General features: G+C 69.1%; 19 protein-coding genes. 7 read left to right on the plus strand and 12 right to left on the minus strand.

Features of this window, described 5'->3' with window-relative positions; genetic code table 11:
• The first annotated feature begins 57 nt into the window (after positions 1 to 57).
• Both ACGF13_RS14220 and ACGF13_RS14225 read left to right on the plus strand, forming a co-directional pair.
• Positions 58 to 912, plus strand: a complete 855-nt coding sequence (locus ACGF13_RS14220; protein WP_392873554.1) for a GNAT family N-acetyltransferase — start codon at positions 58 to 60, stop codon at positions 910 to 912.
• 85 nt (positions 913 to 997) lie between these two features.
• Positions 998 to 1,870 (plus strand): transglutaminase family protein, encoded by an 873-nt coding sequence (locus tag ACGF13_RS14225; RefSeq protein ID WP_392874259.1) that lies wholly within the window; start codon positions 998 to 1,000, stop codon positions 1,868 to 1,870.
• Positions 1,871 to 1,876: 6 nt separating this feature from the next.
• On the opposite strand, the gene ACGF13_RS14230 is transcribed toward ACGF13_RS14225, so the two are convergent.
• Both ACGF13_RS14230 and ACGF13_RS14235 read right to left on the minus strand, forming a co-directional pair.
• Positions 1,877 to 2,515 carry a response regulator gene (locus tag ACGF13_RS14230; protein ID WP_392873557.1) on the minus strand — a complete coding sequence of 213 codons (639 nt, stop codon included), beginning with the start codon at positions 2,513 to 2,515 and terminating at the stop codon, positions 1,877 to 1,879.
• Positions 2,516 to 2,830: 315 nt separating this feature from the next.
• The gene (locus tag ACGF13_RS14235; RefSeq protein ID WP_392873560.1) at positions 2,831 to 3,289 is read right to left on the minus strand and encodes a hypothetical protein; all 459 of its coding nucleotides are present in this window, start codon (positions 3,287 to 3,289) and stop codon (positions 2,831 to 2,833) included.
• A 168-nt stretch (positions 3,290 to 3,457) separates the two neighbouring features.
• Between ACGF13_RS14235 and ACGF13_RS14240 the strand changes: the two genes are divergently transcribed.
• Entirely contained in the window at positions 3,458 to 3,715 is a 258-nt protein-coding gene (locus ACGF13_RS14240; protein WP_392873563.1) for a GntR family transcriptional regulator, read from the plus strand.
• A 1-nt stretch (position 3,716) separates the two neighbouring features.
• Here ACGF13_RS14240 and ACGF13_RS14245 read toward each other — a convergent pair whose 3' ends face one another.
• The 4 genes from ACGF13_RS14245 to ACGF13_RS14260 all read right to left on the minus strand — a co-directional run bounded on the left by ACGF13_RS14245 (position 3,717) and on the right by ACGF13_RS14260 (position 5,879).
• Positions 3,717 to 3,914, minus strand: a complete 198-nt coding sequence (locus tag ACGF13_RS14245) for a hypothetical protein (RefSeq protein ID WP_392873566.1) — start codon at positions 3,912 to 3,914, stop codon at positions 3,717 to 3,719.
• Positions 3,915 to 4,083: 169 nt separating this feature from the next.
• Positions 4,084 to 4,350 (minus strand): hypothetical protein, encoded by a 267-nt coding sequence (locus ACGF13_RS14250; protein ID WP_392874262.1) that lies wholly within the window; start codon positions 4,348 to 4,350, stop codon positions 4,084 to 4,086.
• Between the two features lie 71 nt (positions 4,351 to 4,421).
• Complete coding sequence (locus ACGF13_RS14255; RefSeq protein ID WP_392873569.1) at positions 4,422 to 4,904, minus strand: hypothetical protein; 483 nt, start codon at positions 4,902 to 4,904, stop codon at positions 4,422 to 4,424.
• A 762-nt stretch (positions 4,905 to 5,666) separates the two neighbouring features.
• On the minus strand, positions 5,667 to 5,879 hold the full coding sequence (locus tag ACGF13_RS14260; RefSeq protein WP_392873572.1) for a hypothetical protein: 213 nt from the start codon (positions 5,877 to 5,879) through the stop codon (positions 5,667 to 5,669).
• A 154-nt stretch (positions 5,880 to 6,033) separates the two neighbouring features.
• Between ACGF13_RS14260 and ACGF13_RS14265 the strand changes: the two genes are divergently transcribed.
• From ACGF13_RS14265 to ACGF13_RS14275, 3 genes are all read left to right on the plus strand, one after another.
• A complete protein-coding gene (locus tag ACGF13_RS14265) occupies positions 6,034 to 6,762 on the plus strand; it encodes a GntR family transcriptional regulator (RefSeq protein ID WP_392873575.1) in 729 nt (242 codons plus the stop codon).
• Positions 6,763 to 7,459: 697 nt separating this feature from the next.
• On the plus strand, positions 7,460 to 8,143 hold the full coding sequence (locus tag ACGF13_RS14270; RefSeq protein WP_392873578.1) for a hypothetical protein: 684 nt from the start codon (positions 7,460 to 7,462) through the stop codon (positions 8,141 to 8,143).
• A gap of 39 nt (positions 8,144 to 8,182) precedes the next feature.
• On the plus strand, positions 8,183 to 8,437 hold the full coding sequence (locus ACGF13_RS14275) for a hypothetical protein (protein ID WP_392873581.1): 255 nt from the start codon (positions 8,183 to 8,185) through the stop codon (positions 8,435 to 8,437).
• Positions 8,438 to 8,448: 11 nt separating this feature from the next.
• On the opposite strand, the gene ACGF13_RS14280 is transcribed toward ACGF13_RS14275, so the two are convergent.
• From ACGF13_RS14280 to ACGF13_RS14305, 6 genes are all read right to left on the minus strand, one after another.
• Complete coding sequence (locus ACGF13_RS14280) at positions 8,449 to 8,604, minus strand: HNH endonuclease (protein ID WP_392873585.1); 156 nt, start codon at positions 8,602 to 8,604, stop codon at positions 8,449 to 8,451.
• 336 nt (positions 8,605 to 8,940) lie between these two features.
• Complete coding sequence (locus ACGF13_RS14285) at positions 8,941 to 9,198, minus strand: hypothetical protein (RefSeq protein ID WP_392873588.1); 258 nt, start codon at positions 9,196 to 9,198, stop codon at positions 8,941 to 8,943.
• Position 9,199: 1 nt separating this feature from the next.
• Positions 9,200 to 9,697: a hypothetical protein gene (locus ACGF13_RS14290; protein ID WP_392873591.1), complete on the minus strand. Its 498-nt coding sequence runs from the start codon at positions 9,695 to 9,697 to the stop codon at positions 9,200 to 9,202.
• A gap of 2 nt (positions 9,698 to 9,699) precedes the next feature.
• Positions 9,700 to 9,948 carry a hypothetical protein gene (locus ACGF13_RS14295; RefSeq protein WP_392873594.1) on the minus strand — a complete coding sequence of 83 codons (249 nt, stop codon included), beginning with the start codon at positions 9,946 to 9,948 and terminating at the stop codon, positions 9,700 to 9,702.
• A gap of 90 nt (positions 9,949 to 10,038) precedes the next feature.
• On the minus strand, positions 10,039 to 10,314 hold the full coding sequence (locus ACGF13_RS14300) for a hypothetical protein (protein WP_392873597.1): 276 nt from the start codon (positions 10,312 to 10,314) through the stop codon (positions 10,039 to 10,041).
• Between the two features lie 481 nt (positions 10,315 to 10,795).
• Positions 10,796 to 12,385, minus strand: a complete 1,590-nt coding sequence (locus ACGF13_RS14305; RefSeq protein WP_392873600.1) for a recombinase family protein — start codon at positions 12,383 to 12,385, stop codon at positions 10,796 to 10,798.
• A 193-nt stretch (positions 12,386 to 12,578) separates the two neighbouring features.
• Here ACGF13_RS14305 and ACGF13_RS14310 point away from each other — a divergent pair, with 193 nt between their 5' ends.
• Positions 12,579 to 13,070 carry a GNAT family N-acetyltransferase gene (locus tag ACGF13_RS14310; RefSeq protein WP_392873603.1) on the plus strand — a complete coding sequence of 164 codons (492 nt, stop codon included), beginning with the start codon at positions 12,579 to 12,581 and terminating at the stop codon, positions 13,068 to 13,070.
• Positions 13,071 to 13,114 lie beyond the last annotated feature (44 nt).

Below are 13,114 nucleotides of genomic sequence, written 5' to 3' on the forward strand. Positions count from 1 at the left end.
GACCGTCCGGTGTTCCGGGATTCGATCGGGGTGCTCACATCGTGGGACGATCATGGGTTGACGGTCGTCCCGCGCACCGGCGATCCGGTGTTCTTGCCGGAGAAGCTGCTGGTCGCAGGCAAGGTCGTGCCGCCGTTTCCGGCCCGGCGCGCCCCCTTGCCGGTCACCGGGCCGGTCGAACTGCAGCGGATCGCGGGGCGCGGCTGGCCGGCCGTCGAACAGGAGTCGCTCGGCGAGTGGACGCTGCGCGCCTCGGCCGGGTTCACCCGGCGGGCCAACTCCGTCCAGGCCCTCGGGGAGCCGGGTCTGCCGCTGCCTCAGGCGCTGGCGGCCGTCCGCGACTGGTACGCGGCGCGCGGGCTGCCCGCGTACGTCGAGGTGCTCTCCCCCGGCTCGCCTCCGACGCTGGTCGCCGAGCTCGACCGGCTCGGGGCCGGGTACGCGCCCACCCTGGTCCGCACCGCCCCGTTGGCCGGGCTCGCCCGGGGCGGCGCCGGGCACGAGAGGGTGCGGCTGGCGCGCACGGCGGACGACGGGTGGCTGTCGGTGTACCGGCGGGTCGGCGGCGACCCGGCGGTGGAGGAGGCGGCCCGACAGGTGCTGAACGGCGGGCCGTCGGTCTGGTTCGCGACCGTGCCGGGCGCCCCCGGACAGCCGCCGCCGGCGATCGGGCGCTGCGTCATCGACGGGGCCTGGGCCTGCTTCGGCGCGATCGAGGTCCAGCCGTACGCCCGGCGGGCCGGGCTGGCGACGGCGGTCATGGCGGTGCTCGCCTCGCGCGCGGCCGAGGAGGGGGCGAGCGGCGCCTACCTCCAGGTCGAGGCGGAGAACGCGGGGGCTATCGCGCTCTATGACGGACTCGGCTTCACGACCAGTCACACTTACCACTACGCGCTCCTCCCCCAGGGGTAGCCGCCAGGCCGTACCGTCCGTCCGATCACCCGCTTGTCCGATCGCCGCCTTGTCCGTCCGCCGTACGAAAGCCGTCGCCGTCACCGTGACCGAGCAGAGCAGAGACCGCTTCCGGACCGCCGCCCGCGCCGAGCAGCCCGACCCGGTGCTGCTGTGCCTGCTCGCCGCCGCCGAGCACGGCATGGTGCCCGACCCCGGCGACCCCGGCGAGCCGCCCGGCGTGGACGCGCTGCTCGCCGCCTGCGAGGCCGCGCTGGAGCGGCACGCGGCGGAGGTCCGGACGGCGGTCGCCGAGCGGGCGCCCACCGGACCGGAGGAGACCGCCGCCCTGCTCGCCGCGGTGCTCGGCGGGCGGGAGCGCTTCCACGGGCGGCAGTCGGACTACCGGCGGCTGGAGTCCTCGCTGCTGCCCGAGGTACTGCGGCGGCGGCGCGGGCTGCCGATCATGCTCTCCCTGGTGTGGATGGCGGTCGGACGGCGGGCCGGGCTGACCGTCCACGGCATCGCGCTGCCCGGCCACTTCATCGTCGCGGTCGGCGGCCCGGCGGGCGGCGAGGACTACGTCCTGGCCGACCCGTTCCACGGCGGGCGGCTGCTCGACCCGGAGGACGTCGAGCAGCTGGTCGCCGCCGCCGGACACGAGTTCACCCCCGCCCTGCTCACCCCGGCCCAGCCGCTGGAGATCGTGCTGCGGGTCCTCGGCAACATCCGGCTCTGGGCCGCCGACCGCCCCGAGCACGCCCGCACCCAGCTCTGGGCCACCGAACTCGCCCTGCTGCTGCCCCGGCACCCGGCCCAGCTGCGCCTGGAACGGGCCGAACTCCTCGTCCGCACCGGGGACTTCCTCGGCGGCTCGGCGGAAATGGACGCCTACGCGCAGATCCTGGACGCCTTCGACCCGGACACCGCCGCCAAGGTCCGGCAGGAGGCCCGGGCGGCCCGGCACCGGCTCAACTGACCTCCGTCAGAGCCAGCCCTTCTCACGGGCGATCCGGACCGCCTCGGTGCGGTTGCGCGCCTCGGTCTTCTGGATCGCCATCGACAGGTAGTTGCGCACCGTCCCCTCGGACAGGTGCAGCCGCCTGGCGATGTCCGCGTTCACCGCGCCGTCGGCCGCCGCGTCCAGCACGTCCCGCTCGCGCGCGGTCAGCGGGTTGGCGCCCTCGACCAGCGCGGCGGCGGCCAGCGTCGGGTCGATCACCCGCTCGCCGCGCAGCACCCGGCGGATCGCCTCCGCCAGCTCGGCGGCCGGCGCGTCCTTCACCAGGAAGGCGTCCGCACCCGACTCCATCGCCCGGCGCAGGTAGCCGGGCCGGCCGAAGGTCGTCGCGATGACCACCTTCGTCCGCGGCGCCCGGCGGTGCAGCTCGGCGGCCGCCTCGATGCCCGTCATCCCCGGCATCTCGATGTCCAGCACCGCGACCTGCACGTCGTTCGCGAGCACCGCCGCCACCACCTCGTCCCCGCGGCCGACCTGCGCGACGACGTCGATGTCCCCCTCCAGCCCGAGCAGCGCGGCCAGCGCCTCCCGGACCATCCCCTGATCCTCGGCGAGGAGGACTCTTACACATTGTACGGGCGTCTTTGACGCATCGTCGTCCATATGGCCAGCCTAGACAGCACGAAGCCCCGCCCGGATCGAGTCCGGACGGGGCTTCGTGGGGGTCTTACTCGGGGCAGCTCGGCGAGCACGCCCACACGGAGCACCCGGGGCCGCTCGCGACTTCGCGGTAGCTCACCAGGGCTGGGCTGGTGGCTTCCCGCTTGCACCGGGTGCAGTAGATCGGGCCGACGCGCGGCCAGTCTTCGCCGAGGGCGTTCGCGTGGTTGTTCCGGTGGAACGGGTCGAGCACGCAGGGGGAAGTCCGGGCGCGACGCAGGGCGCCGCACGTTGGGCTCGCGGTGGTTGCTGGGGTCATCACACCACCGCCCCAGCGAGAGTGTGAGGTACACCGGTCGTGATGCTGTCGCACCAGTGCGAGGGGTCGGGAAGATCAAGCGCAGCCGCGAAGAGTGCGGCCCTACGCTTCCGCTGGTCGTCCGTGTCCCGCGCCAGCTCTGCCGTGATGATGGCGGCCCACTTCTGTTCCGCCTCTTCGGCCTTGCCCTGCCGAATCACTTCCTGCTGTGCCGGAGTCATGCGTTCCCATGCGATCACGTGCGGGCGGACCAGGGGGCCCGGCTGGTGCTGCACGGTCTCGCGCAGGGAGAGCACCGAGATTGGCCGGGTGGGGGCGCAGATGGTGCGCTTCGGCACCGTGAGCCGGATTGGCTCGATCGGGACGCAGATCACCAGGACGGGGCAGCGGTGCTTTCCGCGAGCCGGGAATAGCAGACGCAGCGCCCAGAGGAACGCGAGAACGATAAGCTGGGTCATGTCGGAGCCCTCCAGAGGCTTCGGTCATGCCCCGGGACCGTTGGCGCGGTCGCCGGGGATCTTTGTTGTTGTGGGGACGACGCTACCCACCTATGTCTACCCACGTCTAGTCTTGTCGATACTTGCCTACCTTTCTCGTCTGTGGTGCCTCCCGGCTACCCTTCTCGCATGCCGGAGATCGACCCCGACGCCCCTGAGTGGCCATACCGTCAGATCGCGACCACGCTGCGGACTGAGATTCGGGCGGGGCTCTGGGAACCGGGAAAGCGGCTCAGCACAGAAAAGGCCTTGTGCGAGCGCTTCGGGGTTGCCCGGGAAACGCTCCGCCGCGCACTCGACTGTCTTCGTGAGGACGGGCTGATTTTCACGATTCCGCACCGGGGCACGTACGTAGTTGACCCGCTCCCTGCCCCGACACCGGAGTAGGTCAGCTCAGCCGCTCCATGAACCACCGGGCTTCAGCCGCCTTGCTGCGCCCCTTCGGTTGGGCCCGCTGGCGGCGCTGCACACCATCCGGGTGGGCTTCGTCCCGGACTTCGACGCCGGACAACGGGCACGGTTTGGCGTCCATGCCGAACACAGTGTCGTCATGGTCTTCCAGCCTCCCGCGTTCCACCTCGATCATCCGGCCGCACCACGCATTCGGGCAGCGCAGCGCAGTTATGTCGCCGTTCCGATCGCTCCGGAGTACACCGAGCGCCCAGTTCGTTCGGTCAGTCATTCGAGGTATCCCTAGACATGGCGGAGCCCCGTCCAGGTGATTCCGGACGGGGCCAGCTCAGCTAGGTTGCGGCTTAACTGTCCATGAGCCGTAGGAACCGAAGGGGGGCTGTGATCTCTTCGTCTTCGAGCTGTGCCAGGAACCTTCGCAGCGTCTCGGACTCGTACGCGCTGCGGTCGACGTTCATGGTGCCGATGCGATCATCCAGTTCCAGCGCGCGAGCAAGATCCTTGATGTCGGCACCGGTCAGTTCGCAGAGCTGAGTCAACGCGTCCATGAACGTCGCCTTCGTGGCCAGGAAGGCCGTTCGAGCGGCTTCGTTCAGTTCCTCTTGCGGCATGGTCACTCGGCCAGTGTGTCACGCCTCCTCCAGGCCTTCCGGACGGCCCGGAGGAGGCTAGTTGGTGACGGTTACGCGACCAGCGAGATGGGGCTCACGCCGTCCGGGCAGGGCGCGGCGGGCTTGCAGTCGTTCCCGCCGTTGCACGTGGCGGCAACCGTCTCGCCCCACACCTCGTGGTCCACCTCGAAGCCGGCGGACTCCAGGGCGGCCACGGTGCGCCGCACCTGCCCCGGCTTCCCGTAGTCGGGCTCCGGGTCGTGGTGGATGAACCGCCCACCGGTGAGCGCGCCCATGAACGCGACGTACTTGCGGGTCCGCAGCACGCTGGCGTGCCACACCTCGTCCATGTCCACGGTGAGCGCGAACTCGGCGTTCGGCTGGTCGGCCACCAGCGTGGCCCAGTCGCCCCACGCCGTGATCAACTTGCCGACGTACTCCGGCGAGAAGCCGGGGTTCTCCTTCGCCACGTCGCACGCGATGTCGGCGGCGTACTCGGCGAACTCGCCGTGCAGCAGCTCGGACCCGCGCGAGCGGATCGCGGTTTCGGTCATAGTGCCGTTCTCCCTTGCTCGAAGGGCGGTCGGCAGAACTGCCGACCGTGACCCAGCCCGTGAGGGCCGGGAGCCTAAGGGCCGGTCCCCCCAGTTGTTTAGTCAGAACACCCTTGGGGGACCGGCGTGCGCCCCGGCAGGGTCCGGATCGACTACGGACCGCTTGCCGGGAGTTCGGGGGTGTCCCCTGCCCGGCATGGAGCACGACCAACACAGGCCGGACAGGGGACTCAGCACGCGCCAAGCCGGTTCGCCACGCGTTCCGGGGGCGCCCCGACACGGTCCGGCGGCTCCGTGACCACGTATCGGGTGCTGACCCGTCTCAGGGGCGGCTACGCACGGAAGGAAGCCGACCCCAAGACGGGGGTCTTCAGGTGGTGGCCCCGCCCATCCACAGCGGGGGTCGCGTACGGACGGGGCCACCGTTCCCGCACCGGGCGTATCCGCCGACAGGATGCGGCGGGGGTGCGGGAGTTGAGACCCGTCCCGGCCTGGGTTCACGGAAGCGTCCGGTCGAGACGGGGGTCTGTAGGTGCTACTCGGGAGCCGACGGCAGCCCCAGGCGGCGGTGATCGAGTTCCGCCCGAAGTTCCACGTGCCGGGGGGCCACGTGGGCGCGTTCGGCGCGGATGATCTGACGCCGCCGCGGGCTGAACATCGTTACAGGCCAAATGAATTGGAGGTGCAGCCCCCAGAGCATCTGGATGTTGGTCACCGGGTGGGTGACCCGATGGAGCCACAGTCGGCACCAGGAACGGGCCTTCACGCCACAACCGGCGCGGGCACGCTACTGAGTCGCTTCCGGCCGCAGACTTGAACGCGCACCTCCTCCGGGTGCGCCTTCAGGTAGTCCTCCGGCAACACGTAGCCGAAGTACCCGCACGGGCACCTCCACGTGGCAATGGCGTCCGGCCCAGGCGGGTCGGGGCGGATCTTCTCGCCGGTCGGACACCGGTCGGGCTCCGTGTCCTGCATATGCACTCCCTCGGAACAGGGCTGGTCACCGATCAACCGACGGCCAGTCAGCGAACTAGTCCAGCATGACGAGTGGCCTAGTTCAGCCGCTACGGTTCCGAGTGAACTAGTCTGCTCGGACGGGGAGTCGTCCACCGAGCGGAAGCGAGCGAACGTGCCGAGCAAGACGCCGAAGACGTGGTCTGTGATCGCGGATCACTACCGCCAGCGAATCCTCTCGGGGGAGCTGGAACCGGGTGAAAAGCTGCCCAGCAACAAGGAGATCGCCGGCCGCTGGAACGTTGCCGTGGCCACGGTCAGCCGAGCACTCCAGCACCTCCAGGTGGAGGGCTATGTGCGCACGTCACCGCGTGGAACGTTCGTCGCGGACGACCCACGCGTGAGTGCCAGCAGTCGCGACCGCCTTGCCCGGGTGCAGAGGGTGCAGTCCAATCTCATGGACGGCGAGACCAGCCGCGTGACAGCCGCCGAGATCGTCACCCCGCCGCTCTACGTAGCGGATCTGTTCGACCTGGAACACGGGGCCCAGCTGGTGCGTCGCGAGTACATCGCTGGGCGCGGCAAGTCGCGAACCCTCTTCGCGGTGTCCTGGTACCCCGCGCACTTCGCTGCACTGGTACCCGATTTGCTCAACACGGCACCGGGGCGAAACGACGGAATCACGGCAAGGGTCCTCGAAGCGACGGGCCGAACCATCACAGCGGCACGCGATGACATGCACGCACGAACCGCGGACCAACGAGAAGCTGCCGCCCTGGCGGTGCCGGTCGGTAGTTCGATCCTGGCACTCGTCCACCGCTGGTCAGACGACGAAGGGGTGATCGAGTACACGGAGTCCTGCTTGCCCGCCCGGTTCACCATCGGCTACGAGTACACACCGTAGGCTGGCCCAGAACTCAGAAAGGCCCCAGCGGGAACCCGCTGGGGCCTTTCAAGTGGGTCGCCTGCCAGGCATCCGCCATCACGCCCGGGGGCACCGGTCTGCGCGCACGGGCTAGCCTGACCTCGACAGCCCCCGCAAGAATGGTTGCATTAGCCATCGGAGTTCTTTCCCTCCCTGCCGGTCAAGGTCAGGAGGAGAGGGAGTCACCCCCTGGGTAAAACCGCAGGTCAGAGCCCTGTGACGGGCTTGACCCGCTCGGCAGCCCATCCGCCCGGCTGGTGGGCGGCGGCCTCGCGGTTGTGACACTGCGTGCACAACGGCCTGAGCCTGTGCCACGCGTCCGGGTCTTCGACACCTCGGGCGAGTAGCGAGCGGCGCGACTCCGGGTGGTGGTCGGCGACCACGGCGGCCCGTCCGCACAGCAGGCACCAGGGGTGCGCGTAGATGTACGCACGCCGGACCCGGGCCCAACGGCGGGAGTCGTAGCCTCGCACTGCCGCACTGCCTCGCTGCTGCTCTGCCTCGCGCTGGTACTGCGGGCAGCGGCCACCACGGACGGTCAGCTCGGGGCACCCCGGGACGCTGCACGGGAGGCGGGGTCTTCGCGGCATGGGGGTACCTCCGTCAGGTGCGTGCGGGCCGTAGCGTCTCGACGGATCGCTATGCTTGACGTCCAGTCAGAAGAGAGGAGGTGATCATGGAGCCGCTACAGCGAAGCCTGGCGGAGCGTGATGAGTACACATCCGCCGTTCTCGATGAAAGGATCCGACGGAAAAGGCACTTCGATAGCGCATGTACCGATGACTCTGTCTTTTCCTTCCAGGCCAATAAAAATCTGCTCTTCGACACGAACGCCCTCGCAGATATGGCATCGGAGCTTGAAAAGCTACTTCAATATGTCGATGAGGCTGCCGAGGCTAGCCCGCATGATCTCGTTGTCATATTCAGGGAAATCAACCGAAAAGCCGTTTCGATCCACGATATCGGCAAGGCAAGTCCCGAGTTTCAGGCATGGCCGTATGATAACCAGAACGATTACGGCGGCGCGCTAGGTTCCACCCGAGAGCGCGTTAAGGAAGCCGCAAACTGCATGCGGCTGGCCGCTTCTATTGAAGAAAAGCGAGCTTCTGCCCGCGCATTCCTACAGGCAGTAGCCGAGCTGGTCCTCTGCCTCTTGCGCTTCCTGGTCCGCGCACTGTTGGCTCTTTTGTCTCGCTCTCTCGGGTGTGCAAACGCAAATAGCGCACCCACGCACAAGCCCGTACCAATCGACTTGACACCACAGATCACGCCCCGTGGTCCGAACTCCGCCTTCCCCGTGATTACTCACCGGGGCGGGCTCCGTAGCAGCGCGTTGGGGAACGTCGTAGTAGCTGCGTAGGTGACCCGCCGACCGCTTTCGGTCGGAAGGCTCGTAGCCATGTTCAATCTCCCGGCATCGGCCCCGTGGTGGGCTGCCGTATTTGTGGTGCTGGTCGGACTCCTCATCATCGGGTTCAACCGGTTCATGCGTCATTTCTGGCCGCAGAACTCTGCCGATCGGAAGGCGGTACTGCTGGAAAGGCAGCGCGAGAAGACCCGCCGCCGCAAGGAAGCGGAGAAGCAGAGGGCCCTTCGGGAAGCCCGGCGGACGCAACAACGGGACGCCGCCCGGCAGCCTGCTCCTCCATCCTGAGTAACCGCCACTCATCCAGCGAACTCCCGCGCGGTCTTGCCCTTGTGGCACTCACGGCACAGAGACCACACGTTGTCGTCGGTGTCCTCGCCGCCGAGGGCGAGCGGGGTCCGGTGGTCGACGTCGACCAGCTCGGCGGGCACACCCTCGCCGCACAGCCCGCACACCGCGGAACCCGCTCGGTCGATCCGTCGGCGAAGGCGATCGGTGCCGCTCCACTGTTGGATGACCAGACATGGAGCGGCATCGATGTCACGCCGTGTAGTAGCAGAATGCTCAAATTCCCCGCAGGTGAGCGGGCGCATCTGGGAACTGCGTCCCGTTTGCGATCAACTGCTCTCGGGTGTGGGGGAAGTGCTGGACCAGTTCGGCCCGTTCCTCACCGCACACCCCGCACAGCGGCTTCATGTTCAGGAATGCTCTGCGGATGGCAGCCCACTCCCGACTTCCGGCGGCCTTGAACGCCGCCCGCGGAATCTCCGGACGGACGTCTGCCTGGCGCCTCATCGGGCGGTGCCCGGAGGGATGACCGGCGGGTTGATCGGGCTGCCGTCCGGCTTCCTCGGGGTCACGTCGATGGCCAGCAGCCGGCCGGGACGGCGGGGGTCGCGCATGTACTGGACTCCGCGCGGCATCGGCGCCCCACCGTTGACTGGTGGCAGTCCGGTGGGCGCGTCCGACCAGATGGGCCGCCCCTTCGCGTCCCGGGGGAAGTACGGATAGGTGCCGTCCGGGCCGGGGTCGAGTGCGTCAACGACCATGTCAGTCCGCCGCTTCGATGTAAGCGTCCCGCTTTGCCTCCAGTTCCTCCCCATAGGCCGCGCCGACGGCCTCGGCGGCCTGCTCGACCGCGTTGATCACGTCCTCGATGATTCGCACGTCGTACCAGCGCTGCTCGGGGACAGTCCGCACGATGCCAAGGTGGGACTGTGCATTCTGCGCGGCAACCAGGATCTTCTCGCGCTTGTACCGTTCGGCGCGGTGCGCCACGTAGGCCCGGAACCAGGGCTCGGCGGAGAGGAGTTCAAGGAACTCGGTGTGCAGTTCGTTGCCCTGCTCGGACCGCTCGGCAGCCTGCTCCGCCCACGTCTTGACGAACGCGCGGTCGTAGTCGGCGGCGCGCTCGGCACGGCGGGCTTGCTCGGCCCCCTGCGCGGTTGCCAGGGCGGCCTCGGCTTCGGCGAGCGGGGCAGCGAACTTATCGGCCTGGGCGCGGAGCTTGGTGAGCTTGTCGGCGGCTCGGGTCACATCGTTGCTCATTCTCAGGCCTCACGATCGGTAGGGGCGGAAACGTTGCGGCCGAGCTGTACCGCGGCGGCCTTCGCGGTCTCGTAGTGGCCGAGCGACATGTGGGCGAGGGGGCCCATCTGGTCGTACTGCTCGGGACGGTTGAGCTTCATCTCGGCCAGTTGCTCCATGGCGCCGCTATACCGGAATGCGTCGGCGTGAGAACGGAGCTTCTTGGTCTCGGGGTCCTCGTACGAGTAGCGAGAACTGTTCGGGTTGGTCACGGTGCTGCCTCCGTTGAGCCGCCTGTCGGCGGGCATGAAAAGGCCCCTGCCCGGTACCCGGGAGGGGTCGGTGAGCGTCGGCTGCTCGCGCTACGCGGCCTCTGCCTTGCGAGCCCAGTAGGCGGCTTGCTGGCACGCCGTACCGCAGTACTTCCGGGGGCGTCCGGTTGCGCGACGCTTGACCGTGTTAACACAGCCCTCTCGCTGGCACGGGCCGCTCTCCGTAACCGGTTCCAGCAGGCGCGCCGCTTCGGCGGCCTGGTGGTGTGCTTCGCCGGCTGCCGCTGTGTCGCCGGACAGGGCCCGCAGAGTGGTCTTCTCGGCGCTGCGGATCAGCTCCAGCGCGCGGGCGTGGTCGGTGTTCATCTTGATACCTCCATGGCTCTCGGTGTGGTGTACGGGTGGGGACTTACGGGCCTACCCGTAGAGGAGGGGGAGGAATTCCGCTCCTAGGAAAGGAAGAGGGGGACGAGGTCCCCCCTGGTGTGATGAGAGCGCAAGGAATTCCCGACCGGTGGTTCCCATGCCTCGTCGCCTTGGGGAAGCCATGGGTACCCCGGCGCGTCGCTGCCCGCTCGGCGCGCCCGCCCACCGGGTCGGCTGCCTCGCAGCAGGGTGACGAGGTGACGTTCAACGGCCAAGATCTGATTTCTCTTAGACACTCGCACGCAGAGAAGAACCTAGAACAAACCCCTCGAACGTCACCCCGTCACCCGTGACGGCCCGCCTGCCGCTGGGGAGGGCGGGGCCCGAGCAGCCGGAACGCCTCTGAACGGCCCTCTGCGGGCACGAAGGAGCCCCGGTGGCCTCCGTTGGACCAACCGGGGCTTCTCGGGAGCTGTACGGGCTACTCGGCGTCGTCCTCGGCCGTCTCCGGCTGGGCCCACTCGATCGTGAACCGCTTCATCCCGTCAAACTTCGCTCCCTGGTGAGGGGCCTTCGCGACGGTGATTCGGTCGATGACCAGCCGGAGCAGATCGCGCCTCATGGGCAGGTCTGCTGCTTCCCACGATGCGGTCAGGATGTCCTTCTCCACCGACAGGAAGGGCAGTGCGAGCCTGCCCGGCGCGTTGTAGCGCTCCACCTCCGACCGGGCGCTCTCGACCGCTTCCGTGGCGTCCCTCAGCAGTGGAGCGAAGTACCGAGCAGCGGGCCCGTCGTAGACACCGTTCTGCCGGTCGTTCAGCAACCTCTTGAGGCTGGCTTCGGCCGCCCGCAGAGCGGTCCGCGCCGCCTTCTCCTCCTCCGTCTCCTCCGGCCGTATCCGCGCCGCCCACCGCTCCGAGGCCGCGTGCAGGATCGGGTCTTCCACGTCGGCGGCCGTGAGTCGGCTCAGCCACGCCTCGAAGATGAACGCTTCTGCCCGGTCGGCCCGCACAGACGCCCGGCCCGGGCAGCCCCTTCCGCCGTTCGCCGCCCCGCAGACGTAGGACGTGCCACCGAAGGGCATGGACCGGCCGCACCCTCCGCAACGCAGGAGCCCGGTCAGCAGATGCTTCGGGCGGGTGTCCCGCTTGTTGTCCACCGGCACCCGGGTCTGCTGGCTCAGCGCCGTCTGCGCGGCCTGAGCGGTCTTCTCGTCCACCAGGCCGACAGGCGGGCCACCGGCACTCTTGAGCGCCACGCGCCGCCCCTTGGCGTCCCGGTAGGCCTCGGGGTGCCCGGCCCGGATCTGGACCACCTGCCACCCGACGTAGGCAGGGTGCCGGAGCATCCGGTGAACGTAGTTATGCCGCCAGAACGACCCACCCGGCGAGGGCACTCCCGCGCCGTCCAACCACCGGCAGATGTCACGAGTGGAGGCACTGTCCTCGGCCACTCGCCGGAAGATCTCGCGCACCACGTCAGCACGCGACGGCATCGCCTTGGCCGCCGGTGTCTCGTCCGGGCTGAGGAAGCGGTCCGGCGAGACCTGGTAACCCCACGGGGCGCGACCGGCGACCCACAGACCGCCGTCCCGCTGTTCCTCTTTCGTGTCCTTCACCCGGCGCGACAGGTTCTCGCTGTACTCGCGAGCCTCCTCGGCCCGGTTGATGATCCAGCGCCGGTCCCGCGGCTCGTTGGAGTCGAGCCCATCCATGTCGAAGATCACCCGGGCCTTGCCGATGACCTTCAACAGATCCTCGGCTCCCTTACGGCTGAACCGGTCGACCGCGTATGCCCACAGCGCCGGTACGGCCCCGCCCGCAAGCGCCTTCAACGCCCGGTCGAAGTCCGCCCGTTCCACGTCCTTGAAGCCGCTCGCAATGTCCTTCCAGACCTTCCGCACGGCGTAACCCTCGCGGTGCGCGCGGCGGTGCCCCTGCTCCTCCTGGGCGTCCGTGCTCAGCTCCTGCCGATGCCCCCGAACCAGCTTCGACTTACGGCAGTACAGGTCGATGCTCTGCGCCTCCGGCTTACCGCACAGGACGCATATGTAGGTGTCGCTGTCTTGCATGGTGGTGCTCCCGCTGACCGTTTCCGCTGGTCACCGCATGTTATGCATGTGTCCACGCCTCCTCGGCGAGCAGCACGCGGATCGAGGCCCCGTTGTCAGTGTCGTTCATGGCCACGACCTTAGGGCCTGCCTCCGGGGACCCGGCCGACGTATTCCAGTGGTTCGCCGAGGCCCTGCGGACGAGACTGTCCCGGTGCTGACCCTCGAACTCCTGCGCCCCGACCACGCCGACGCCGTACTGGCCTTCGAGCGCGCCAACCGCGCGTACTTCGCCCGCACCGTCCCGGACCGCGGCGACGCGTACTTCGCCCGGTTCGCGGACCGCCACGCCGCCCTCCTCGCCGAACAGGCCGAGGGCATCTGCAGGTTCCACGTCGTCCGCGACGCGGCCGGCGACCTGGTCGGCCGCGTCAACCTCCTCGACCTCGTCGACGGCAGCGCCGAACTCGGCTACCGCGTCGCCGAATCCGCCGCCGGCCGAGGCGTCGCCACCGCCGCCGTGGCCGAGGCCTGCCGACTCGCCGCCACCGCCTACGGCCTGCGCTCCCTCACCGCCGTCACCACCCTCGACAACCCCGCCTCGCAGGCCGTCCTCGCCCACAACGGCTTCAAGCCCCGGTACGAGTTCCTCCTCGACGGCCGCCCCGCCCTCGCCTACCGCCGCTCCCTCGCCGGCCTCGGCTGAAAGCCGGGGCCCCGGCGGGCGGAACCGGCGGGACGGCGGGCCTG

The sequence above is a fragment of the Kitasatospora sp. NPDC048286 genome (assembly GCF_043201735.1).
GTDB lineage: Bacteria > Actinomycetota > Actinomycetes > Streptomycetales > Streptomycetaceae > Kitasatospora.

Bases quoted from the DNA above. Each gene is read 5' to 3' on its own strand.
- ACGF13_RS14270 (WP_392873578.1), top strand. From the start codon at position 7,460: ATGGAGCCGCTACAGCGAAGCCTGGCGGAGCGTGATGAGTACACATCC.
- ACGF13_RS14290 (WP_392873591.1), bottom strand. From the start codon at position 9,697: ATGAGCAACGATGTGACCCGAGCCGCCGACAAGCTCACCAAGCTCCGC.
- ACGF13_RS14300 (WP_392873597.1), bottom strand. From the start codon at position 10,314: ATGAACACCGACCACGCCCGCGCGCTGGAGCTGATCCGCAGCGCCGAG.
- ACGF13_RS14240 (WP_392873563.1), top strand. From the start codon at position 3,458: ATGCCGGAGATCGACCCCGACGCCCCTGAGTGGCCATACCGTCAGATC.
- ACGF13_RS14305 (WP_392873600.1), bottom strand. From the start codon at position 12,385: ATGCAAGACAGCGACACCTACATATGCGTCCTGTGCGGTAAGCCGGAG.
- ACGF13_RS14245 (WP_392873566.1), bottom strand. From the start codon at position 3,914: ATGATCGAGGTGGAACGCGGGAGGCTGGAAGACCATGACGACACTGTG.
- ACGF13_RS14230 (WP_392873557.1), bottom strand. From the start codon at position 2,515: ATGGACGACGATGCGTCAAAGACGCCCGTACAATGTGTAAGAGTCCTC.
- ACGF13_RS14285 (WP_392873588.1), bottom strand. From the start codon at position 9,198: ATGGTCGTTGACGCACTCGACCCCGGCCCGGACGGCACCTATCCGTAC.
- ACGF13_RS14275 (WP_392873581.1), top strand. From the start codon at position 8,183: ATGTTCAATCTCCCGGCATCGGCCCCGTGGTGGGCTGCCGTATTTGTG.
- ACGF13_RS14255 (WP_392873569.1), bottom strand. From the start codon at position 4,904: ATGACCGAAACCGCGATCCGCTCGCGCGGGTCCGAGCTGCTGCACGGC.
- ACGF13_RS14250 (WP_392874262.1), bottom strand. From the start codon at position 4,350: ATGCCGCAAGAGGAACTGAACGAAGCCGCTCGAACGGCCTTCCTGGCC.
- ACGF13_RS14235 (WP_392873560.1), bottom strand. From the start codon at position 3,289: ATGACCCAGCTTATCGTTCTCGCGTTCCTCTGGGCGCTGCGTCTGCTA.
- ACGF13_RS14260 (WP_392873572.1), bottom strand. From the start codon at position 5,879: ATGCAGGACACGGAGCCCGACCGGTGTCCGACCGGCGAGAAGATCCGC.